Source organism: Streptomyces sp. NPDC001663 (assembly GCF_042893105.1).
Taxonomy (GTDB): domain Bacteria; phylum Actinomycetota; class Actinomycetes; order Streptomycetales; family Streptomycetaceae; genus Streptomyces.
The window spans coordinates 170,643-191,519 of the sequence record NZ_JBIAUR010000001.1 but is presented as its reverse complement, the minus strand read 5'-3'; the positions used below and the strand labels follow the sequence as shown (position 1 = coordinate 191,519).

18 protein-coding genes are annotated in these 20,877 nt (G+C 70.7%); 13 read left to right on the top strand and 5 right to left on the bottom strand.

The genetic code is table 11. The annotated features are described in order from the left end of the window. The first annotated feature begins 55 nt into the window (after positions 1 to 55). A complete protein-coding gene (locus tag ACFY1L_RS00910) occupies positions 56 to 712 on the top strand; it encodes a hypothetical protein (RefSeq protein ID WP_388818835.1) in 657 nt (218 codons plus the stop codon). Positions 713 to 843: 131 nt separating this feature from the next. Here ACFY1L_RS00910 and ACFY1L_RS00905 read toward each other — a convergent pair whose 3' ends face one another. After that, on the bottom strand, positions 844 to 1,932 hold the full coding sequence (locus ACFY1L_RS00905; RefSeq protein WP_388816130.1) for an AraC family transcriptional regulator: 1,089 nt from the start codon (positions 1,930 to 1,932) through the stop codon (positions 844 to 846). A 189-nt stretch (positions 1,933 to 2,121) separates the two neighbouring features. Between ACFY1L_RS00905 and ACFY1L_RS00900 the strand changes: the two genes are divergently transcribed. The 7 genes from ACFY1L_RS00900 to ACFY1L_RS00870 all read left to right on the top strand — a co-directional run bounded on the left by ACFY1L_RS00900 (position 2,122) and on the right by ACFY1L_RS00870 (position 8,752). After that, on the top strand, positions 2,122 to 3,342 hold the full coding sequence (locus ACFY1L_RS00900) for an MFS transporter (RefSeq protein WP_388816127.1): 1,221 nt from the start codon (positions 2,122 to 2,124) through the stop codon (positions 3,340 to 3,342). 111 nt (positions 3,343 to 3,453) lie between these two features. Continuing rightward, the gene (locus ACFY1L_RS00895) at positions 3,454 to 4,800 is read left to right on the top strand and encodes a flavin-containing monooxygenase (protein WP_388816124.1); all 1,347 of its coding nucleotides are present in this window, start codon (positions 3,454 to 3,456) and stop codon (positions 4,798 to 4,800) included. Further along, the gene (locus tag ACFY1L_RS00890) at positions 4,797 to 5,675 is read left to right on the top strand and encodes an SDR family NAD(P)-dependent oxidoreductase (RefSeq protein WP_388816121.1); all 879 of its coding nucleotides are present in this window, start codon (positions 4,797 to 4,799) and stop codon (positions 5,673 to 5,675) included. The genes ACFY1L_RS00895 and ACFY1L_RS00890 overlap by 4 nt, the downstream gene beginning before the upstream one ends. Beyond that, on the top strand, positions 5,672 to 7,093 hold the full coding sequence (locus ACFY1L_RS00885) for an aldehyde dehydrogenase family protein (protein WP_388816118.1): 1,422 nt from the start codon (positions 5,672 to 5,674) through the stop codon (positions 7,091 to 7,093). Before ACFY1L_RS00890 ends, ACFY1L_RS00885 begins: the two co-directional genes overlap by 4 nt. A 144-nt stretch (positions 7,094 to 7,237) precedes the next feature. Continuing rightward, entirely contained in the window at positions 7,238 to 7,657 is a 420-nt protein-coding gene (gene panD, locus ACFY1L_RS00880; protein WP_388816115.1) for an aspartate 1-decarboxylase, read from the top strand. Positions 7,658 to 7,695: 38 nt separating this feature from the next. Further along, positions 7,696 to 8,049, top strand: coding sequence for a GNAT family N-acetyltransferase (locus ACFY1L_RS00875; protein WP_388816112.1), 354 nt, complete (start codon positions 7,696 to 7,698; stop codon positions 8,047 to 8,049). A gap of 64 nt (positions 8,050 to 8,113) precedes the next feature. Then, positions 8,114 to 8,752: an aspartate/glutamate racemase family protein gene (locus ACFY1L_RS00870; protein WP_388816110.1), complete on the top strand. Its 639-nt coding sequence runs from the start codon at positions 8,114 to 8,116 to the stop codon at positions 8,750 to 8,752. Positions 8,753 to 9,153: 401 nt separating this feature from the next. On the opposite strand, the gene ACFY1L_RS00865 is transcribed toward ACFY1L_RS00870, so the two are convergent. Further along, entirely contained in the window at positions 9,154 to 10,119 is a 966-nt protein-coding gene (locus tag ACFY1L_RS00865) for a serine hydrolase domain-containing protein (protein WP_388816107.1), read from the bottom strand. 188 nt (positions 10,120 to 10,307) lie between these two features. Continuing rightward, positions 10,308 to 11,747 carry an NADP-dependent phosphogluconate dehydrogenase gene (gene gndA / locus ACFY1L_RS00860; RefSeq protein WP_388816104.1) on the bottom strand — a complete coding sequence of 480 codons (1,440 nt, stop codon included), beginning with the start codon at positions 11,745 to 11,747 and terminating at the stop codon, positions 10,308 to 10,310. Between the two features lie 278 nt (positions 11,748 to 12,025). Between gndA and ACFY1L_RS00855 the strand changes: the two genes are divergently transcribed. After that, complete coding sequence (locus tag ACFY1L_RS00855; RefSeq protein WP_388816101.1) at positions 12,026 to 13,150, top strand: transglycosylase family protein; 1,125 nt, start codon at positions 12,026 to 12,028, stop codon at positions 13,148 to 13,150. On the opposite strand, the gene ACFY1L_RS00850 is transcribed toward ACFY1L_RS00855, so the two are convergent. Beyond that, a complete protein-coding gene (locus ACFY1L_RS00850) occupies positions 13,140 to 14,270 on the bottom strand; it encodes a DMT family transporter (protein ID WP_388816098.1) in 1,131 nt (376 codons plus the stop codon). The genes ACFY1L_RS00855 and ACFY1L_RS00850 overlap by 11 nt on opposite strands. Positions 14,271 to 14,480: 210 nt before the next feature. Here ACFY1L_RS00850 and ACFY1L_RS00845 point away from each other — a divergent pair, with 210 nt between their 5' ends. The 3 genes from ACFY1L_RS00845 to glgC all read left to right on the top strand — a co-directional run bounded on the left by ACFY1L_RS00845 (position 14,481) and on the right by glgC (position 17,702). Further along, positions 14,481 to 15,200 carry an IucA/IucC family C-terminal-domain containing protein gene (locus tag ACFY1L_RS00845; RefSeq protein WP_388816095.1) on the top strand — a complete coding sequence of 240 codons (720 nt, stop codon included), beginning with the start codon at positions 14,481 to 14,483 and terminating at the stop codon, positions 15,198 to 15,200. A 38-nt stretch (positions 15,201 to 15,238) separates the two neighbouring features. Further along, complete coding sequence (gene glgA, locus ACFY1L_RS00840) at positions 15,239 to 16,390, top strand: glycogen synthase (RefSeq protein WP_388816091.1); 1,152 nt, start codon at positions 15,239 to 15,241, stop codon at positions 16,388 to 16,390. A gap of 91 nt (positions 16,391 to 16,481) precedes the next feature. Beyond that, positions 16,482 to 17,702, top strand: a complete 1,221-nt coding sequence (gene glgC, locus ACFY1L_RS00835) for a glucose-1-phosphate adenylyltransferase (protein WP_388816088.1) — start codon at positions 16,482 to 16,484, stop codon at positions 17,700 to 17,702. Between the two features lie 12 nt (positions 17,703 to 17,714). Here the strand turns inward: glgC and ACFY1L_RS00830 are convergent, their stop codons facing one another. Continuing rightward, positions 17,715 to 18,098, bottom strand: a complete 384-nt coding sequence (locus ACFY1L_RS00830) for a hypothetical protein (RefSeq protein WP_388816085.1) — start codon at positions 18,096 to 18,098, stop codon at positions 17,715 to 17,717. Between the two features lie 160 nt (positions 18,099 to 18,258). Between ACFY1L_RS00830 and ACFY1L_RS00825 the strand changes: the two genes are divergently transcribed. Continuing rightward, on the top strand, positions 18,259 to 20,868 hold the full coding sequence (locus ACFY1L_RS00825) for a PA14 domain-containing protein (protein WP_388816081.1): 2,610 nt from the start codon (positions 18,259 to 18,261) through the stop codon (positions 20,866 to 20,868). Positions 20,869 to 20,877: the final 9 nt, after the last annotated feature.

Here is a 20,877-nt window from a genome sequence, read left to right as displayed (position 1 = left end):
GCAGGTTGAGGTGGACAGTTGAGGGAGCGGGGTGCTCGCCGCCTATCCTCGTGTCGTGCAGTTGCCTCGGGATCCGTCGAACGTCACCCATGTCTTGGCGGCAGCGTTTCCGTCCCGTCTTGCCAGTGACGTGCGGAGCGTCCTGGCGGTCATGCCGGACGCCAGGCACGCGCCGACGGAGCCCTTCGAGGTTGAGGTGGAGGGCGAGACCCTCGCCATCCCCTCGCGCATCCACAACGAGGAGCCGGGCGCCGACCTGGAGCGGTCCCTGACCGGAACCCAGCAGGTGATCTTGCATTGCCTGTACTCCCGGCACGGTGACGGCCGGGTCCGCCAGCGCCACCTCGAACAGATCGTGGCGTCGGGGGAACCATGGGTGGCCCCGTTCGTGGTGCAGTTGGCCGGCGAGTACGTGCTGGAGATCCTTGACGTGATCGGGCGGGGGCTTGCCGGCCTCGCTGTCCCGGGCTCGGCCCAGCGCCGGCTCTATGGGGAGTTCATCGCGCGGAATCCGGCCTTCTTCGCACGCACGGAGCGACGCGTGGTGAGCTACTGGTCGTGCTACTACCGCTGGAAGTACGCAGTGTTCGGGACATATCCGGGGTGCGCACTGATGGAGGCGTTCCGGGCCGCCGCGTCGGAACACGTGGGCGAGCAGTGGCCGCGTCACACACCACCTTCGCCGGCGGGCGTGGATGTCAGACATGCCTGAGGGTTTCGTCGTCTCTGTCCGGCGAGGGCGAGGTTGTGCGCCCACGAGCTTCCGGAACCGACGCGGACCCAACCCCGTGAACAGGGCTGTCCAGGAAGGCTCCACGGCTGAGATCACACCCGGCGACAGCGTCACGCGTGCGGTCGGCCGGTGGGTGCCTCCCGTTCCAGCAGTGCGGTGCGCAGCTCGAGCGGGGTCACGCCGTGCCACCGGCGCACCGCGCGCCGGAGTGCGCTCACGTCGGCGAAGCCCGCTTGGCGGGTGATGTCACGGAGCGTCAGCTCCGGTCGTCGTAGGAGTTGTTCGACCTGCTCGCGGCGTACGCCGTCGACGATCGCCTCGTACGTGGTGCCGCAATCGGCCAGGCGACGGCGCAGGGTGCGTTCGCTGGACGCGTGCCGGCGGGCCTGCTCGGTGAACGAGGGGACGGCCGGAAGGCTCTGCGCGATGGAGATCTCCAGCACCTCGAGCAGATCCTGCTGGTCGCGCCGTGACGCCATTTCCTTGTCCAGCACGTGGAGCACCGAGGCGTACGTGATGGGGTCCCGTCCCGGCATGGCCGTGCGGGCCCACCGGGCGGGGATCACCATGCGGTTGCCGACGACGTCGAACCGCAGTGGGCAGCGGAAGAGCTCGTCGAACGGGCCCGCGTCGCGCGGGGCGGAGAAGGCGAACTCGACCGCCTGCGGGGCGAATGCGGTGCCGATGCTCAGCCGGGTGAGGGTGACGACGCTCGAGTACGCTTCCTCGATCAGGAAGACGGCGACCGTCGGATCCAGCGCGGGGTCCGGCAGATCGGCGCGCAACACGTAACCGACGTCCTCCCAGCCGGCGGACCACACCGTCATCGCCCCGGACAGGTTCTGATAGCGCACGCCCGTCTCGATTGCGTCCTGAAGCGTGTCGGCGGCCATCATGGCCAAGCCGAGCAGCCCCCACGCGGTCAGGTGCTGCGCCGCGCCCACGCGCAGCCCCAGGTGCTCGTCCCCGGTCCGCTCCACCGCCTGACGGATGACGTCGCTGCCCTGCCGGTAGGAGACCCGCAGCGCGGCGGAGCCCATCACCGTCGGGTCAAGGCCGACCCGGGTCAGCAGCGGCTGCAGGTCGACGCCGTACTCGCCGGCGACCCGGGCGAGGTAGCGGAGGATGTTCGGCGCGATGGTGGCCGAGGTGCTGCGGCTCGTGCCCGGAGAAGTGACCGGAGCGGGAGCATCGGGCATCGCGTCCCCTCTCACCAGGGCGTCTCTCGCCTCACTGTAAGCAGCCGGGCCCCGCCTGTCGCGGGTGTGGCCGCCGGAGCCCCCTTTTCGGCCTCCGGCGCGCTGCACACGGTCTTTTCGCCATCCCTACCTTTTGCGGAACCCGCCCGTTGTGCGCTCTCGCGCCGGCGCAACGAACGAAGGCTCACCATGACCGCACCTGTTCAGACCCCGGCCCGGCGACGATACCTGCGCCGCAGCCCCCATGCGGCGGCCCGACGGGCCGTGGCGACGGTGTTCGCCGCCCAGGGAGCGGCGGTGGCCGCCGTGGCCACCACGGTACCCGCCGTCAAGGAGCGCCTCTCGCTCTCCCCGCTGACGATGACCGTGCTCGTCGTGACCGTCGCGCTGAGTGCGGGCGTCGGCAGCTTCGCCGGACTGGCCGTGATCCGGCGGGTGGGGCTGGTCGCCGCGATGCGGACCGCCGTCGTGGCGACCGCCGCGTCCCTGCTGCTGATCGGCTGGGCTCCCGGCCAGGCCGTGGTCGCAGTGTCCTACGGGCTGTTCGGCATGGCGCTGGGCTGCATCGACGTATCGGCGAACACCCGGGCCGCGGCCGTCGAACGCCACTACGGCCGGAGCATCTTCGCCTCCTTCTACGCCGCCTGGAGCGCGGCCGGCATCGCGGCCGCACTGCTGACCGCGGGCACCGCGCACCTCGGTTGGCCCGCCGAGTACACGCTGACCGCACAGGCCGGGCTTGTCCTGGCCCTCGCCCTGACCGTCCGCACACACGAGCTGCCCACCGACTCACCCCTCGCCGTGTCCGACCATGAGGAGTCCCACGGGGAGTCCGTCGTGCTGGGCCGCGGACTGTGGGTCAAACTCGCCCCGTTCGGCCTTGTCCTCCTGGTCGCCTACGTCATCGACTCCACGGTCTCGTCGTGGTCGACGCTGTACCTCCACCAGACCCTGGACACCGCCCTGTCCATCGCACCCCTGGCCTATGCGGCCTACCAGGTGGGCACCGTCACCGGGCGGGCCTGCGCCGACCACCTCGTACGCACCATCGGCCCGGTGGCCGTGATCCGTGCCGCCACCCTGCTCACCGCCGCCGCCCTGGCCGGACTGGCGGCCGCCCCCGCCTGGCCGTACGCGGTCCTGGCCGCAGCGTGCACCGGGCTCGGAGTCTCCGCACTCGTCCCCCTGTGCCTCGCCTCCGCCGGACGCCTGCGACCGGGGGCGACCGAAGCGGTCCTCGCCCGTATGAACGTCTTCAACTATGCGGGCGTGCTCGCGGGCGGCGCAGCCAGCGGAATCCTCGGGTCCACCGGCCACTTCCGCCTCGCCTACGCGATACCCGCCGCACTCGTCCTCGCGCTCCTGACGACCGCACGGTCTTTCGCATGGCCGCCCAAGCCCCCTCTCTGACCGCACGGACCATTTCGCGCTGAACGGCAGATGAATAAGTTTCCCTCAACCCCTCAAACCTTCAGCCCTTCAGGAACGGGCCTGCGAACCGATAGAAAAGGGATCCGCCTCATGGGAAAAATCCAGTACGACACCTGCGTGATCGGAGCGGGACCTGCCGGGCTCGCGGTCGCCAGAGCCCTGACGGAGCGGAACCTGCCGTACACGCATCTTGAGCGGCACACCGGGCCGGGCGGCATCTGGGACATCGACAACCCCGGCAGCCCGATGTACGAGTCGGCCCATTTCATTTCCAGCAAAACCCTCTCGGGTTTCGGCGGATTTCCGATGCCCGAGGAATTCGCCGACTATCCGCCGCACCCGCAGATCCTCTCCTACCTGACGTCTTTCGCCGACGCATACGGACTGACGGAGCGCATCCAGTTCGGCGTCGAGGTGGAAAGTGTGGAAAAGAACTCGGACGGCACCTGGACGGTCACCCGGACCGACGGACGCCAGACCGTGCACGGCCAGGTCGTGGTGTGTACGGGGTCCCAGTGGCACCCCAACGTCCCTGAACTGCCCGGCCACTTCACCGGCGAGGTCCGCCACACGGTCGGCTACCGCAGCGCGCAGGAACTGCGCGGCAAGCGGGTCCTGGTCGTGGGCGCCGGGAACTCCGGCTGCGACATCGCCTGCGACGCGGCCCGCAGCGCGGACCACGCGGTGATCAGCATGCGCCGCGGCTACTGGTTCATCCCCAAGCACCTCTTCGGCCGGCCGGTGGACACCATTGCGGCCGGCGGGCCGCACCTGCCGATGTGGCTGGCGCAGCGGGTCTTCGGCACCCTCCTGCGGATCATCAACGGCGACCCGACGCGTCTGGGCCTGCAGAAGCCGGACCACAAACTCTTCGAGACCCACCCCGCGATCAACTCGATGCTGATCCACCATCTCCAGCACGGCGACATCACCGCCAAGCCGGGGATCGCCCGCACCGAGGGCCGCACGGTCCACTTCACGGACGGCACCCGCGACGACTTCGACCTGATCCTGCTGGCCACCGGCTACGTCCACCAAGTGCCGGTCGCGCAGAAGTACTTCGGCGACGAGCAGCACCCCGACCTGTACCTGTCGTCGTTCTCCCGCGAGCACCAGGGCCTCTTCGGAGTCGGCTTCATCGAGACCAACTCCGGCGCGTACCAGCTCTTCGACACCCAGGCCCAGCTGATCGCCGGGCACATCGACGACGTGGCGCAGGGGCTGCCGAACGCGAAGCGCTTCGCGGGCATGATCCGTACCGACCGCCCAGACCTGACCGGCGGCCTCAAGCTCGTCGACTCGCCCCGGCACACCGGCTACGTCGACAGCGGGGCCTACGTGAAGCACCTCGCCAAGGTCGCTGCCGAGATGGGCTGGCGCACCGAGGGCCTGCCGCCGCGCGTGCGGTCCCTGCGCGGCGTGGAGGCAGTCTCGTGAGCGGCTTCGACTTCCGTGACAAGGTCATGCTGGTGACCGGCGGCGCCGGCGGGATCGGCAGCGCGATGTGCCGCCGCTTCGCCATCGGGGGCGCCCGCTGCGTGGTCGTGGACATCGACGAGGCCCGCGCCAAGCGCGTCGTCGCCGAGCTTCCCGGCGCCGGCCACACCGCTCTCGGCTGCGACCTCGTCGACCGCGCCCAGGTGGAGCGCCTCTTCGACCAGGTAGCCGATGCGTACGGCCGTCTCGACGTCCTCGTCAACAACGTGGGCATGACCAGCGCCGAACGCTTCGACGTGCGCAGCGTCGAGAGCATCGAGCAGGAGATCACCCTCAACCTGACCTCGCCACTGGTCGCCACCCGGATCGCGATCCCGCTGCTGCAGGCCTCCCGGGACGCCCGCGTGGTCACCACCGTCTCCCTCGGTGGGATCTTCCCGCTGGGGGAGACCCCGATCTACACGGCCTCGAAGTTCGGGCTGCGCGGGGCGATGCTCGCCGTCGGGCTCGATCTGAGGAGCAAGGGCATCCTGGCCGGATCGGTGCTGCCGTCGGCGACGGACACCCGGATGCTGCGCCAGGAGGCCGTGGACGGCGGGAACTCCATGCAGTTCCAGGATCCGCCGCAACAGCCCGCCGACGTCGTCACGGCCGTGGTGAGCCTGCTCGACAAGCCCCGTCTCGAGGCCTACCCCCGGACCGGCGAGTCCCGCCTCGTCCGGTTCGCGATGCTGGCGCCGAACCTGCTGCCGAAGGTGTTCCCGCTGTTCCAGCGGAGAGGGGAGCGCGGCATGGCCCGCTATCTGGACGACCTGCGTCGCCGGGGACTGGCCCGGCAGACCGACGGACGCTGGGAACTGGTGGAGGAGAAATGACCGCAGTCGAGAGCCCCGCCACGCTGAAGGTCGTGAACCCGGCCACCGGGGAGCTGATCACCACCGTGCCGGCCACGAGCGCCGAAGACGTCGCCAAGGCCGCAGCGCGGGCGGAGCAGGTCTTCGCATCCGGTGTCTGGTCGCGACTGCCGGTCCGGGAGCGCAGCGCGGTGCTGCTGCGACTGGCCGACCTTATGGAACGCGACACCAGGATCCTGGCCCGGCTGGACAGCGAGGACGCGGGAAAGCCGATCACCGAGTGCCTCACCGGCGACGTACCCGGTGCCGTCGAGTCGATCCGCTGGTTCGCCGAAGCCGCCGACAAGGTGTTCGGCAGGATCGCTCCCGGCGGTCCGGACGGCCTCGGCCTCATGACCCGGGAACCGGTCGGCGTGGTCGCGGCGATCCTGCCCTGGAACTACCCGCTGGCCATGACCGCGTGGAAGGTCGGTCCCGCCCTCGCCGCGGGCAACTGCCTGCTGGTCAAACCCGCGGAGGCGACCCCGCGCTCGGCCCTGCACCTGGCCGGACTCGCCGCCGAGGCGGGCCTTCCCGAGGGGGTCCTCACGGTCCTGACCGGCCACGGCTCCGTCACCGGCGCCGCCCTGGCCCGCAGCCCCGTCGTGGGCGCCCTCTCGTTCACCGGCTCCACCGGAACCGGGCGCCGCATCCTCAAGGACGCGGCCGACACCAACTTCAAACGCGTCTCGCTGGAGATGGGCGGCAAGAGCCCCCAGGTGCTGATGGCCGACGCGCTCGCCTACGGCGACGAGCTCATCGACCACATGACCGAGGCCGCCTTCCTGACGATGGGCCAGAACTGCACGGCCGGTTCCCGCGTCCTGGTCCACCACAGCATCGCCGAGGAGGTGCTGGAGCGGTTCACGGCCGCCGCGAAACGCCTGGTCATCGGCGATCCCGCGGACCCTCGCACGCAGCTGGGGCCACTGATCGACCGGGCGGCCTTCGACCGGGTCGCGGCGGCGGTCGAAGCCGCCCGGGACGGTGGAGCCCGCGTTCACACCGGAGGACTGCCGCACGGCCTGCCGCAGCGCGGCGCCTACTACCCGCCCACCGTGATCACCCACGCGCCCGAAGGCAGCGACGTCCTCACCAAGGAACTGTTCGGCCCCGTCGTCACCGTCCAGACCTTCGCCTCCGAAGACGAGGCGACGTACCTGGCGAACGCCACCGAGTACGGGCTTGCCGCCTCGGTGTGGACCCGCGACCTCGACACCGCCCTCCGGTTGGCGCGCGGCGTCCAGGCCGGCGTGGTCTCCGTCAACGCCTACAGCGAGGGCGACATCACCACCCCCTTCGGCGGCTGGAAACTGTCCGGGTTCGGCGGTGTGGAGAAGTCGACCAACGCCTTCGACCAGTGGACCCGGGAGAAGACCGTCTGGATCCGCACCCGCTGATCCCCTCGGCGAGTCGGCAACAAGTCAATGTGAGTCCCGAGACACCTGCAGACGGCTGACCGGGCCTGCGAATCGCTGTAGTCTCCGAACACCGCCCTTGACCTGCAATAAGCGGGCAGGGAGCAGACAATTCGGGAGTTCTCCGTGCTTCGAACCATGTTCAAATCGAAGATCCATCGCGCCACCGTCACCCAGGCCGACCTGCACTACGTGGGATCGGTGACCATCGACGCCGAACTGCTCGACGCCGCCGACCTGTTGCCCGGTGAGCTGGTGCACATCGTCGACATCACCAACGGCGCCCGCCTGGAGACGTACGTCATCGAGGGCGAGCGCGGCTCCGGCGTGATCGGGATCAACGGGGCCGCCGCCCATCTCGTAAAGCCCGGCGACCTGGTGATCATCATCAGTTACGCTCAGGTGACCGACGCCGAGGCACGGGCACTCGAACCCCGCGTCGTGCACGTGGACCGCGACAACCGCATCGTGGCCCTGGGCGCCGACCCGTCCGAGCCGGTACCGGGTTCGGACCAGGAGCGCAGCCCGCAGGCCGTACCGGCCTGATCACCGACCTCTCCGACCTTCGGACCAGGAGCGTGCCCATGAGCGAGATCGAGATCCGCGACGACCGGGCGGCGGGCCGCCTGGAAGCGATCGGCGACGGTACGGACGGCGAAGTCGTCGGCCACATCGAGTACTTCGTCCTCGAATCGCCCGGGCGCGCCCTGGTCCCGGTCCACACCATCGTGGAACCGGCCCACGAGGGAAAGGGCATCGCGGGCTCGCTGGCCCGCGAGTTGTACGCCATCGCCGAGCGCGAGGGCGTCGTCGTCGCCCCGTTGTGCCCGTACGTCACCAAGTGGGCCGAACGCCACCCCGACGAGGCCCCGGCCGCCGACCCGGAACTGCTGCGGGCGGCGAAGGCGTGGCTGGTGGCGCACCCGGGCCGTTTCTGAGCCGCCGCAGACGGTTCCGAGCAGGCACTGACGCACCGCACCTTCGAGAAAGGCCCGTCCCCGCATGCTCGCCCTCCTGCACACCTCGCCCGCGCACGTCCCGGTCTTCGACGCCCTGCGCGACGAGGACCATCCGGGCCTGGAACTGCGGCACTTCGTCGACGAGGACCTGCTCGCCCGGGCCCGCCGCGAGAGCCCCGAGGCGGTGGCGGACGAGGTGCGGGCCGCGCTGGACAAGGCCGTCGGGGAGGGAGCGCGGGCCGTCCTGTGCACCTGCTCGACGATCGGCGCCGTCGCGGAGGCGGCGGCCGCCGGGACCGGGGTGCCGGTGCTGCGCAGCGACCGTCCGATGGCGGCCGCCGCGGTGGCAGCCGGATCGCGGATCGTCGTGCTCGCCAGCGTGGAGAGCACGTTCGTGCCGACGGTCTCCCTGATCGAGGAGGAGGCCGTTCGTGCCGGACGCCCCGTCCAGGTGCGCACCCGTCTCGTCGAGGGGGCCTGGGACGCCTTCGCGGCGGGCGACACCGAGGGCTGCGCCCGGCTCGTGGCGGAAGCGGCCGACGCGGTCACCGACGCCGACGCGATCGTCCTCGCCCAGGGCTCCATGGCCCCGGCCCAGCACCTGACGACCACCGCGGTCCCGGTGCTGTCCAGCCCCCGCCCGGGCCTCGCGGCGGGCGCGGAGGCGGTGCGCGCCGGGTAGGCCCACCTGGGCGGCCCGCCGTCATACGGGCGGGTGAGTGCGAAGGCGGCCGTCGGGTACGCGGGGGAGTAGTCCAGAGCCGACGTCGACCGACTGGCCGGAGGACACCATGACCGACCCGTACCCCGCCCCCGTCCCGCCCGGACCCACGCCCGGCCCGGGCCCCCAGCCGCCGGACCCCTATCCGTCCCCGGTCCCCAACCCCCAGCCAGGCCCGGAACCCACACCACCCGCACCTCCGGGTCCGGAACCCACCCCACCCCCGCCACCGGACCCGGCCCCGGGCCCCCGTCCGACACCGGAACCGTCGCCTTCGCCGATTCCGCCGGGGCCGGAACCCGTACCGAATCCGGAGCCGGGGCCCCCGCTGAGCTGAGCTGTTCACAGAACCGGGCATCCGGCTAGCCCGGCTTCACCGCCTCCGACACCTCCGCCAGCAGCGTCTCGACCTCCGCACCCCAACGGGAGCCGACCACCAGCTCCCGGGCCGGGTCGACCCACAGCAGATGGCCGCCGCCGTTGCCGCGGGCGCAGCGGCCGGTGGCCGGGGCGGCGGGCCAGACCGTGCGGTCGTCGTTGAGCCACCAGGACAGACCGTAGTTCGGTTTGACCCGGCACGGCGTCCACAGCTCCTCGATCCAGCGCTCGGACACCACCTGCCGGCCCGCCCACCGGCCGCCGCGCAGACAGAGCTGCCCGACACGGGCCAGGTCGAGGGCGCTGATCCACAGGCCGCCACCCCAGTGCGCACCACCGGACACCACGGGCAGACGGGTGCCGTCGACGTCGGCGTACGAGGTGCGGTAGCCGTGCCAGGACCAGGAGTCCGAGGCGCCGATCGCGGTCATGACACGCTCCCGCAGGACCTCGGGAAGCGGTCGGCGCAGCAGCACCGTCAGGGCCAGGGCCGTGAGGTTGACGCGTACGTCGTTGTAGGCCCAGCCCGCACCGGGCGGGCCGCCCGCCGACTCCGTGCCCTCGCGGGTACTCTGCGCGTCGACCGAGGTCGGCTTCCCCCACAGCTCGCCCTCCCACTGGCTCGTCTGGTCCAGCAGATGGCGCCAGCTGATCGCCCGGCCGTGGACGTCCGCGAACTGGGGCAGGTCGAGCGAGGCGGACACCGGTTCGTCGAGCCGCAGCAGCCCGTCGTCGTGCGCGATCCCGGCGACCAGCGCCAGCACGCTCTTCGTCGCGCTGTACGCCATCTCCACCCGCGTCGGGTCTCCCCAGGAGGCGATCACGGTGCCGCGCCGCGCGACGACGCCGCTCGCGCCGTGCCCGTCCAGCAGCGGCCCCACCACCTCACGGTGCGAGACGTCGGCGACCTGCGTGGCGAGATAGGACGCCATGTCCTCGACGCCGGGCACCGGCCTTCCGCCTGCTCGCGCACGGCCCGGGCCACGGCGTCCGCGTCCACGCCCTCCCAGGGGTCCTCCGGCCCGATCGCGTCTCCCAGCACGTCCGGCACGCCGCCCACCCGAGTCTCCTCATCTCCGCCAATGACAAAGGCGGCGGACGACCGCCCGGGCCGCCCGCCGCCTCGTGCACCTACCCGCTACGCGGAGACCTCCGACCGGTCCCCACCCCACAGCGTGTGGAACGACCCGTCCCGGTCCGTGCGCCGGTACGTGTGCGCGCCGAAGAAGTCCCGCTGCCCCTGCGTCAGTGCCGCCGGCAGCCGCTCCGCGCGCAGGGCGTCGTAGTAGGCGAGGGCCGCGGCGAAGCCGGGGGTCGGCACGCCCTGGCGGGTGGCGGCGATGATGACCTCGCGCCAGTCGTCCTGGGCCTCGGCGATCTCGCGGGCGAACGTGTCGTCCGAGAGGAGGCTGGGCAGGTCGGCCCGGGTGTCGTACGCGGACCGGATGCGGTCCAGGAACGCGGCGCGGATGATGCAGCCGCCACGCCAGATCGCGGAGACGGCGCCCAGGTCGATGTCCCAGTCGTACTCCTCGCGGGCGGCCGCGATCTCGTGGAAGCCCTGGGTGTAGGAGACGATCTTCGAGGCGTACAGGGCCTGCTCGACGCGGTCGGCGAAGGCGCCCGCCTCGGACTCGGACAGCGGGGTCGCCTTCGGGCCCGCGAGGCCGCGGGACGCCTCGCGCAGGTCCGCGTGGCCGGACAGGGAGCGGGCGAAGACCGCCTCCGCGATGCCGGAGACCGGGACGCCCAGGTCGAGGGCGATCTGGACGGTCCAGCGGCCGGTGCCCTTCTGCTCCGCCTGGTCCACCACCACGTCCACGAACGGCTTGCCCGTCGCCGCGTCCACGTGCGACAGCACCTCGGCCGTGATCTCGATCAGGTACGAGTCCAGGCGGCCGGTGTTCCAGGTGCGGAAGATCTCCGCGATCTGCGCGGGGGAGTAGCCGGCCACGTCGCGCAGCAGCTGGTAGGCCTCGCCGATCAGCTGCATGTCGGCGTACTCGATGCCGTTGTGGACCATCTTCACGAAGTGCCCGGCGCCGTCCGGACCGACGTGCGTCACGCAGGGCGCGCCGTCCTTCGCCTTCGCCGAGATCTTCTCCAGCATCGGACCGAGCGAGTCGTACGACTCCTTCGGGCCGCCCGGCATGATGCTCGGCCCGTTCAGCGCGCCCTCCTCGCCGCCGGAGACGCCCATGCCGACGAAGTGGATGCCCTGCTCGCGCAGCGCCTTCTCGCGCCGGCGGGTGTCCGCGAAGTGCGCGTTGCCGCCGTCGATGATCATGTCGCCGGGCTCAAGGAGCGGCGCGAACTCGTCGATCACCGCGTCCGTCGGACCGCCCGCCTTGACCATGATGACCAGGCGCCGCGGCCGCTCCAGTGCCGCCACGAACTCCTTGGCCGTCTCCGCCGCGACGAAGTCGCCCTCGTGCCCGAACTCCTCCACCAGGGCGTGCGTGCGCGCCGCCGTCCGGTTGTGCAACGCGACCGTGTAGCCGTTGCGCGCGAAGTTGCGGGCGAGATTGCGGCCCATGACCGCGAGTCCCGTGACGCCGATCTGGGCTGAGTTGCTCATTCGGTTGGCTCCTAAAGGATCCGGTATCGGTGGTGCCGGTCGTGCACGTCAGTATCGCCCCACCGACCATCCTGACTTGCCGGTACGCCGAGCGCATGTCCGGGGTGCCCGACGTTCCGTACGCAGATACGCACGTCGGACCCCACCTGCCTCAGCCGTTCCACAACTGCCGTGTATTCCTGATTGCTTGAGGGACAGGGCGGCCGATTGCCGTCTTGTCATGGCCTGTTCGCGGCGCTTACTTTTGGCCCTCCTGACGCATGTCGAGGGGGATCTTCATGGCCGTACGCGGCCGGCACCGCCGGTATCAGCCGAACAGGATCAACCGCGCCTCACTCATCACCGCGGGCGGCGCCGGCATGGCGATCCCGCTGATCGGCACCGGCTCCGCCCACGCGGCCGACGTGGCCACCTGGAACAAGGTCGCCGCCTGCGAGTCCACCAACAACTGGAGCATCAACACCGGCAACGGCTTCTACGGCGGACTGCAGTTCACCCAGTCCACCTGGGAGGCCTACGGCGGCAAGCAGTACGCGCAACGCGCCGATCTGGCCACCAAGGACCAGCAGATAGCCGTAGCCGAGAAGGTCCTGGACGGGCAGGGACCGCGCGCGTGGCCGGTCTGCTCGGTCAAGGCCGGGCTGACGCGCGGCGGCGGCACCCCCGACCTCCACACCGACGGCACCACCACCAAGAAGACCTCGGTGAAGGACGTACAGCCGCAGACCACGCCCCAGTCGAGGGCGGGCACGGCCGAGATGTACACCGTGGTGCGCGGCGACAGCCTCTCGCAGATCGCCGACACCGAGCACGTACAGGGCGGATGGCAGCGGCTGTACTCCGCGAACCGGAAGACCATCGGGTCGGATCCGGACCTGATCCTGCCGGGGCAGCGGCTGAACCTGCGGGGCAAGGCCCCCACGACGACCCACACCGGCTCCAAGTCCTCGACGGAGAAGGCCTCTTCGACCACCGAAGAGAAGGCCACGACCAGCAGCCACTCCCTCGTCGCCCCGGTGAGCGGCCCCATCGGCACCCCGTACCACGTGGCCGGCTCCTCCTGGTCGAAGGGCTACCACACCGGCGTCGACTTCCCCGTGCCCACCGGAACTTCCGTCAAGGCGGTCGCGGCGGGCCGCGTGGTCAGCGCCGGCTGGGGCGGGTCCTACGGCTACCAGGTGGTGATCCGGCACTCCGACGGCCGGTACACCCAGTACGCCCACCTGTCGGCGATCTCCGTGAAGGCCGGGCAGGGCGTGGGCGGCGGCCAGCGCATCGGCCGCTCGGGGTCCACGGGCAACGCTACGGGCCCTCATCTGCACTTCGAGGTGCGGACGGGGCCCGGTTTCGGTACGGATGTCGACCCTGTCGCGTATCTCAGGGCCGGGGGCGTCAGGATTTGACCCGCACCCGGTGCCGGTCCACGACTGGCACCGGGACGTACGAGCCGCCGTAGAAGGGGCCGTAGAAGCGGTAGCCGGCGGGGTCGGTGAGCAGTGCGTCCCCCTCGTCCCCCTCGTCGTTCTCGGTGTAGGACACCTCCAGGACCGCGGGGCCGACCTGGGCCGGTACGAGGACCTCCTCGCGAGGCACGGACACCGGCTGCTCGGGCAGCGCGGCGAGCAGGTCCTCGACGGGCGTGGGCTCGGTGCGGGTCTGCTCGGGCAGTGCCGGTACGGTCTCCTCGGCGGTGGTGCGGGCGATGCGCTCCGTCGTCAGCAGGATCAGGCCGCCGGCCGCCACGACGCCGCAGCTCAGGGCGAGCGCGGTGCCCGTGGTGCCGTAGCGGAAGGTCTCGCCGAACATCGTGATGCCGACGGCGGCCGCCACCACCGGGTTCACGACGGTCAGCGTGGCCAGCGGTGCGGCGAGTCCGGCGCCGCGGTAGGAGGCCTGCGACAGCAGCATGCCGGCCGTGGCGAAGACGCCGATCACCGCGAGGGAGGGCAGATCGGCCGAGGAGACGCCGCCGGTCCAGTCGACCGCGACGGTCTTGGTGAACACCGAGGACATGCCGAAGGCTATGCCGGACGCGGTCGCGAGCAGCATGCTGCGCACCGCCGGGTGCCGGTGGGCGGCCCGGCCGGCGATCATCAGCGTGACGACCGCGCTGCCGGAGACCACGGCCACGGCGATCCGCTGGGTGGTGTCCAGCGACTGCGCGTCGGAGGTGCCGACCAGGGCCAGCAGACCGGCGAGGCCCACGGTCGCCATGATCGCGCCCCGCCAGGCGGTCGCGCCGGCCTTGCGGCCCACGAACAGCGCGGCCATCGGCAGCGCGAACACGATGGTCAGTGCGCCCAGCGGCTGCACCAGGCTCAGCGGGCCGTAGGCGAGGGCCACCACGTGCAGCAGGCCGCCGAGGCCGTTCAGCGCCACCGCGGCCCACCAGGTCGGCCGGCGCAGCGGCGCGTACTCCTGAACGGGGGAGGACTCCGCCACGTACTCCTGCACGATGGCCCCGCCCGCGTAGGCGACGGCGGAGACCAGCGACAGCAGCACGGACAACGCGAGGGCACTCATGAACTGCTCCTCTGCGTCTGGCGGGGGCGGTGAGCCCGGCGCGGCGAACGGTCGGCCTTCATAGGCAACACGATGCCTTGTCGATCTGTTCCCGTCGTCGTCCCTGAGCAGGCAATGGGTCCTACTGCCGATGGAGTACGAATCGGGCGGCGTCCTCCCCAAGGTGGGCGACACGGGGTGGACACCCCTCAATGGGCACCCTTAGGGGCCTTGGTACTACTGGTCTTCGTGGACCTCGACCCCGAACTCGCCGCCCTCGGAGCGCTCGGCGGCTTCTTCGTACTGCGCACCGGCTCGCGCGAGAGCGGAGCGCCTCCGACGCTCGCCCTCGCCTACCAGAACGGGTCTTCGGTTGTTTACGGAAATCCTATTACTTTCCGGGTGGAAAAGGTCGCGCATTCCCTGCGCGCACCCGAGCCCCGGATTGCCGCCTCGATCGCCCAGCAGGGACTTGCGGCGCGGCTGTGGTCGGTGATGCTCGGCTGCGCTGCGGTGTACGGCCGCGTGCCCGACCTGGATGCCGGGCTGCTGCGCTGGGACCCGGACGCCGGCGCCCCCGACGATCTGTGGCTGTCGGAGGTGCGCCCGCTGTCCGCCGACGCCGCAACCGTCGCGGACGTCGTCCTGCACGGCCACCTCGAACCCCTGGCAGCGGCCCTCCGCGCGCACTACCGGATCGCCCCCGGGCTGCTGTGGGGCAACGCGGCCTCCGCGCTGGTGGGAGCCGCCCGCCAGCTGGGCGCCCCGGCCCGCGCGCTCACCGCCGAACTCCTCGCCCACCCCCTCCTCGCCGGCACCGGCACCCTCACCGGCACCGCCTTCCGGCGGCGCAGCTGCTGCCTCTACTACCGGGTGCCCGGCGGGGGTGTGTGCGGTGACTGTTGCTTCACACGACCGCCGCGCTCTTCCCCGCGCGCCGCATCTGGGTGACCATGAGGGAACCGGTCGACAGGACATGGGGGTTGCGGGTGCGAGTGGGACTGCTGACCCGGGAGTACCCCCCGGATGTGTACGGCGGCGCGGGCGTCCACGTGGAGTTCCTCGCCCGGGAGTTGAACTCCCTGGTCGATCTCGAGGTGCACTGCTGGGGCGAGGGCCGCGGAGTGGGCGTCGTGCGCTATCGCTCCTGGGCCGCCCTCGACACCGCCAACGACGCGCTGCGCACCTTCTCCGTGGACCTCGCCATGGCCGCCGGCATCGAGGGCCGCGAGCTGGTCCACTCCCACACCTGGTACGCCAACCTCGCCGGCCACTTCGGCAAGCTGCTGTACGGCATACCGCACGTGATGACCGCGCACTCGCTGGAGCCGCTGCGCCCCTGGAAGGCCGAACAACTCGGCGGCGGCTACGCCCTGTCCAGCTGGGCCGAGCGCACCGCGGTCGAGAGCGCCGACGCCGTGATCGCCGTGTCCGGAGCCATGCGCGAGGACATCCTGAACTGCTACCCGACGCTGGACGCGGCCAAGGTGCACGTCGTGCACAACGGCATCGACACCACGCTGTACCGGCCCGACCACGGCACCGACGTCCTGCAGCGCATCGGTCTCGACACCGGCCGCCCGTACATCCTGTTCGTCGGCCGCATCACGCGCCAGAAGGGCGTGCCCCACCTGCTGCGCGCGGTGCGGGACATCGACCCGGGCGTGCAGGTCGTGCTGTGCGCCGGGGCACCCGACACGCCGGAGATCGACCGGGAGTTCCGTGATCTCTACCAGGAGCTCAGCCGGGTCCGCGAGCATGTGCACTGGATCCCGCAGATGCTGCCGCGGCCCGAGGTGATCCAGCTCCTCACACACGCGGCCGCCTTCGTCTGCCCCTCGGTGTACGAACCCCTCGGCATCGTCAACCTCGAGGCGATGGCCTGCGGCACACCCGTCGTGGCCTCCCGGGTCGGCGGCATCCCCGAGGTCGTGGACGACGGCAAGACCGGCCTGCTGGTCGACGTGGACGACGACTTCGAGGCGGGCCTCGCGCGGGCGCTGGACCAGGTCGTCGGCGACTCGGAGGCAGCGCGGCGGATGGGCGAGGCGGGGCGGGAGCGAGCGGTGGGGGAGTTCGGCTGGGATGCCGTCGCCCGCCGTACGGTCCGGCTTTACGAGGAGATCCTCAAACAGGAGTAGACAGGAAGAGAACGGTCGGGAGTTCCTCGAACAGGCTTACACCGCTCTGCTCAGGGGCAGGCATGGATCAACCACGGTGAGGGGAGCGGCCATGCGTCGTGGCGGACCTTCGGTGCTCGGGATCGTACTGGCGGGCGGAGAAGGCAAGCGCCTGATGCCCCTGACAACGGACCGCGCGAAACCAGCGGTCACCTTCGGCGGCACATACCGCCTTGTCGACTTCGTCCTGTCCAACCTCGTCAACGGCGACATCCTGCGCATCTGCGTGCTCACGCAGTACAAGTCGCACTCGCTGGACCGGCACATCACCCAGACCTGGCGGATGTCGAGCCTGCTCGGCAACTACGTCACCCCGGTCCCGGCCCAGCAGCGGCTCGGCCCGCGCTGGTACCTGGGCAGCGCCGACGCCCTGCTGCAGTCCCTGAACCTCGTGCACGACGAGGGGCCCGAGTACGTGGTCGTGTTCGGCGCCGACCACGTCTACCGCATGGACCCCCGGCAGATGCTGACCCAGCACATCGAGAGCGGGGCGGGCGTGACGGTGGCCGGCATCCGGGTGCCGCGCGCGGAGTCCTCGCAGTTCGGCGTGATCACCCCCGGTTCGGACGGCCTGACCGTGGAGCGCTTCCTGGAGAAGCCCGCCGATCCCCCGGGCCTCGTGGACGACCCGGAGACGGTCTTCGCCTCGATGGGCAACTACATCTTCACCACCAAGGCCCTGATCGAGGCACTGCAGCGGGACGCCGAGGACGAGAACTCCGTGCACGACATGGGCGGCTCGATCCTGCCCCAGCTCACCGACCGCGGCGAGGCCCAGCTGTACGACTTCAGCGCCAACCACGTGCCCGGCGAGACCAACCGCGACCGCGGCTACTGGCGCGACGTCGGCACGCTGGACGCGTACTACGACGCCCACATGGACCTGATCGCCGAGCGCCCCGCCTTCAACCTCTACAACCGCCAGTGGCCCGTCTACACCCACGCCAACCAGCTCTCCCCGGCCCGCTTCAACGCGGGCGGCATGGCCAGTGAGTCGATCATCAGCGCCGGCTGCCTGATCCGCGGCCAGGTCACGCGGTCGATTCTGTCGCCGGGCGTCAGGATCGACCCGGGTGCGGTGGTCCAGGGCTCGATCCTGCACGACAACGTCCACATCGGCCGCGGCGCGGTGGTGCGCGGCGCGGTCCTGGACAAGAACGTCGAGGTGCCGCCGGGCGCGACGATCGGCGTCAACCCGGAACGGGACGCGGAGCTGTACACGGTCTCCAAGGGCGGGGTGATCGCACTCGGCAAGGGGCAGATCGTGTCGTAGACACGGGAAGGTTCAGCCGGGCGGCTGCATCGACTCGAAGTTCTTCATGATCACTTCGCTGGTCCGGCGCAGCTCGTCCTTGGGGCTGATCTGCAGATACTCGCTGCCCGGCTCGGTATGGACGGGCACATGGCCGGGCGGGGCGTAGAACGCGTCCCCGCTCTGGTACACCTCGTCGTGATCCGCGTATTGGAACGTGAGCTCGCCCTTGAAGACATAGCCCCAGTGCGGGCACTGGCACCGGTCGTCAGGCAGTCCCTTGAACAACGGCCGGTGATCGACGTCCTCGCGGAACGTCAGGAAGTCGACCGTGTAGTCGTCGAACTCCTCGGAGCGGTCCACGACCGGACCGTAGTCGCCGCCCTGGGTGGCCGTTTCCCTGGAAACCTTCGGCATCTTCGTCGCCTTCTCTCCGCCGAGGTGGGCTCTCCTGCCCATCCTCCGCGCCCGCCCGGCGAACGGCATCCGGTGGTGCTTGTCATGTCCCTGGACGCAAAGCGGAATCCGTGTTGTCATGCCAACTGCTGTCCATGACAACGTTGTTATGGGAGGTTCCGTGCAATTCAGACGCCTCAGAGACCGACTCGCGTTACTGCTCGCCGCGGCCCTCGGAGCGGCCGGCCTCGCCGCTACTCCCACCGCCACCGCCGCCGACGACCCCGTTGAGGTCCACGGCCTGAAGGGCGAGTACTACACCCAGTCCGCCCCCGGCGCCTTCGACTTCCACGAGCTCAAGGCCACCGGCTTCGACCCGAACCTCGACTTCGACAACCTGGAGCCGCGGCTGGCCTTCACCACCGGCCGGTCGGACGACGTCAGCGTCCGCTGGACCGGGAAGATCGTCCCGGAGAGGACCGGCCCGCACACTTTCTCGATCATCGGAGACAACGGTTTCCGCCTGTGGATCGACGGCAAACTCACCATCGACCACTGGGTCGACGACTGGGACCGCGAACAGACCGCCCAGCCCGTCGAGTTGACCGCCGGCAAGGCCTACGACATCAAGGTCGAGTACTTCGAGCACTACGGCGGCTCCAACCTCCACCTCCGCTGGACTCAGCCCGGCGGCACCAAGGAGGCCGTGCCGCAGTCGGCGTTCCGGCTCCCGGACGGCTGGGCCTACGACGGTGCCATTGCCGCCACGGTCGCCGACACCGGCCGCACCCTCAAGCTCGACTTCGCCCAGCGCCTCGGCGCACCCCCGGCCGGCTTCACCGACCACCTCCAGGCGGTGATCGGCGGCGCCAAGTGGCCTTTGGGGAATGCCCAGTTGGACCCCGCCGACCCGCGTGCTCTCCTCGTCGCTCTCAAGGAGCCCGTCGTCGGCAACAAGACCGGCACCGCCCGCGGCACCGCCGACGTCCGCTACGACGGAGGCGGCGGCCTCACCGGCGCCGACGGCAACGTTGTCAAAACCTTCTGGAGCAGCGGCCCCAACCACTCGACGTACGAGCTGCGCACGAAATGGGCCGACCAGGTGGGCCCGGACAACGCCCTCCCGGAGTACCCGCGGCCCCAGCTCACCCGCACCGACTGGCGCAACCTCAACGGCCGCTGGCAGTTCGCCGCCGCCCGGGCGGGGGAGCAGCCGCCGGTCGGCAAGACCCTCGCCGAGCGCATCCTCGTCCCGTACCCCGTGGAGTCCCAGCTCTCCGGCCTCGAACGGCACGAGGACCGCATGTGGTACCGCCGTACCTTCACCGTCCCCGCCGACTGGAAGATCGGCTCGGGCAAGCGGCTGCGGCTGAACTTCGGCGCCGTCGACTGGCGGGCCGAGGTGTACGTCAACGGCACCAAGGTGGCCCAACACCAGGGCGGCTACGACAAGTTCAGCGCCGACGTCACCGACGCGCTGAAGCCCGGCCGCACCCAGGAGCTGATCGTCGGCGTGTACGACCCCACCGACGCGGCCGACGGCGAGAACCCGCCGATCGGCAAGCAGCGCCTGGACCCGAGCGGCATCTGGTACACGCCGACCTCGGGCATCTGGCAGACGGTGTGGATGGAACCGGTCGCGACCGACCATGTCGACGCGCTGAAGCTCACCCCGGACGTCGCCAAGAGCCAACTCACCGTCGAGGCAAAGGGAGTTCGCGACGGCGTACCGATCACTGCCACGGCGTACGACGGACACCGCAAGGTCGCCACGGCCCGCGGCCGCACCGGCGGCCCGCTGACCCTGACCATCGATGACCCGCACCTGTGGTCACCCGACGACCCCTTCCTCTACGACCTGAAGGTCACCGTCGGCGCCGACCGCGTCGGCAGCTACTTCGGCATGCGCTCCATCGGCGTCGAGAAGGTCAACGGCGTCCCGCGCACCGTCCTCAACGGCAAGCCGATCTTCATGATGGCCACCCTCGACCAGGGCTTCTGGCCCGACGGCCTGTACACGGCCCCGACCGACGAGGCCCTCGCGTACGACCTGAAGGTCCACAAGGAGCTCGGTTTCAACGCCGTGCGCAAGCACATCAAGGTCGAGCCCGACCGCTGGTTCTACTGGGCCGACCGGCTGGGCCTCATGGTGTGGCAGGACATGCCCGCGATGACCGCCGGGGTCGACCCGAGCACCGCCGCCCGCGCCGAGTACGAGCGCGAGATGAAGCAGATGATCGACGAGCACATCAGCAGCCCGTCGGTCGTCATGTGGGTGACCTTCAACGAGGGTTGGGGCCAGTACGACATGGCCCGCATCGCCGACCAGGCGGGGGCCTGGGACCCGACCCGCCTCGTCAACTCCATGTCCGGGCTCAACCTCGGGGCCGACGGCGGCACCGGCGACATCATGGACGAGCACGGCTACCCCAGCCCCGCCCTGCCACCCCACCCCGACGGTCGACGAGCCCTGGTCACCGGCGAGTACGGCGGCCTCGGCCTCGCGGTCCCGGGCCACGCCTGGTCCGTGCAGCAGTCGTACGTGGACGTCGACCCGGCGACCTACACCGACGACTACCTGACCAAGCTCGCCGAGGTGCGCGCCCTGGCCTGCAAGGGCAGCAACGGCGCGGTCTACACCCAGATCTCGGACGTCGAGGGCGAACTCAACGGCCTGCTGACGTACGACCGCAGGGTGCTCAAGCCGGACGTCCAGCGTGTGCACGCCGCTCAGCAGGCCCTGATCCGTGACGCTTCCCAGGCGACTCCCGCAGGCTGCCAGACCCCCTGAACCCCGGAG

Bases quoted from the DNA above. Each gene is read 5' to 3' on its own strand.
- ACFY1L_RS00905 (WP_388816130.1), bottom strand. From the start codon at position 1,932: ATGCCCGATGCTCCCGCTCCGGTCACTTCTCCGGGCACGAGCCGCAGC.
- ACFY1L_RS00900 (WP_388816127.1), top strand. From the start codon at position 2,122: ATGACCGCACCTGTTCAGACCCCGGCCCGGCGACGATACCTGCGCCGC.
- ACFY1L_RS00895 (WP_388816124.1), top strand. From the start codon at position 3,454: ATGGGAAAAATCCAGTACGACACCTGCGTGATCGGAGCGGGACCTGCC.
- ACFY1L_RS00885 (WP_388816118.1), top strand. From the start codon at position 5,672: ATGACCGCAGTCGAGAGCCCCGCCACGCTGAAGGTCGTGAACCCGGCC.
- ACFY1L_RS00875 (WP_388816112.1), top strand. From the start codon at position 7,696: ATGAGCGAGATCGAGATCCGCGACGACCGGGCGGCGGGCCGCCTGGAA.
- ACFY1L_RS00870 (WP_388816110.1), top strand. From the start codon at position 8,114: ATGCTCGCCCTCCTGCACACCTCGCCCGCGCACGTCCCGGTCTTCGAC.
- gndA (WP_388816104.1), bottom strand. From the start codon at position 11,747: ATGAGCAACTCAGCCCAGATCGGCGTCACGGGACTCGCGGTCATGGGC.
- ACFY1L_RS00855 (WP_388816101.1), top strand. From the start codon at position 12,026: ATGGCCGTACGCGGCCGGCACCGCCGGTATCAGCCGAACAGGATCAAC.
- ACFY1L_RS00850 (WP_388816098.1), bottom strand. From the start codon at position 14,270: ATGAGTGCCCTCGCGTTGTCCGTGCTGCTGTCGCTGGTCTCCGCCGTC.
- glgC (WP_388816088.1), top strand. From the start codon at position 16,482: ATGCGTCGTGGCGGACCTTCGGTGCTCGGGATCGTACTGGCGGGCGGA.
- ACFY1L_RS00830 (WP_388816085.1), bottom strand. From the start codon at position 18,098: ATGCCGAAGGTTTCCAGGGAAACGGCCACCCAGGGCGGCGACTACGGT.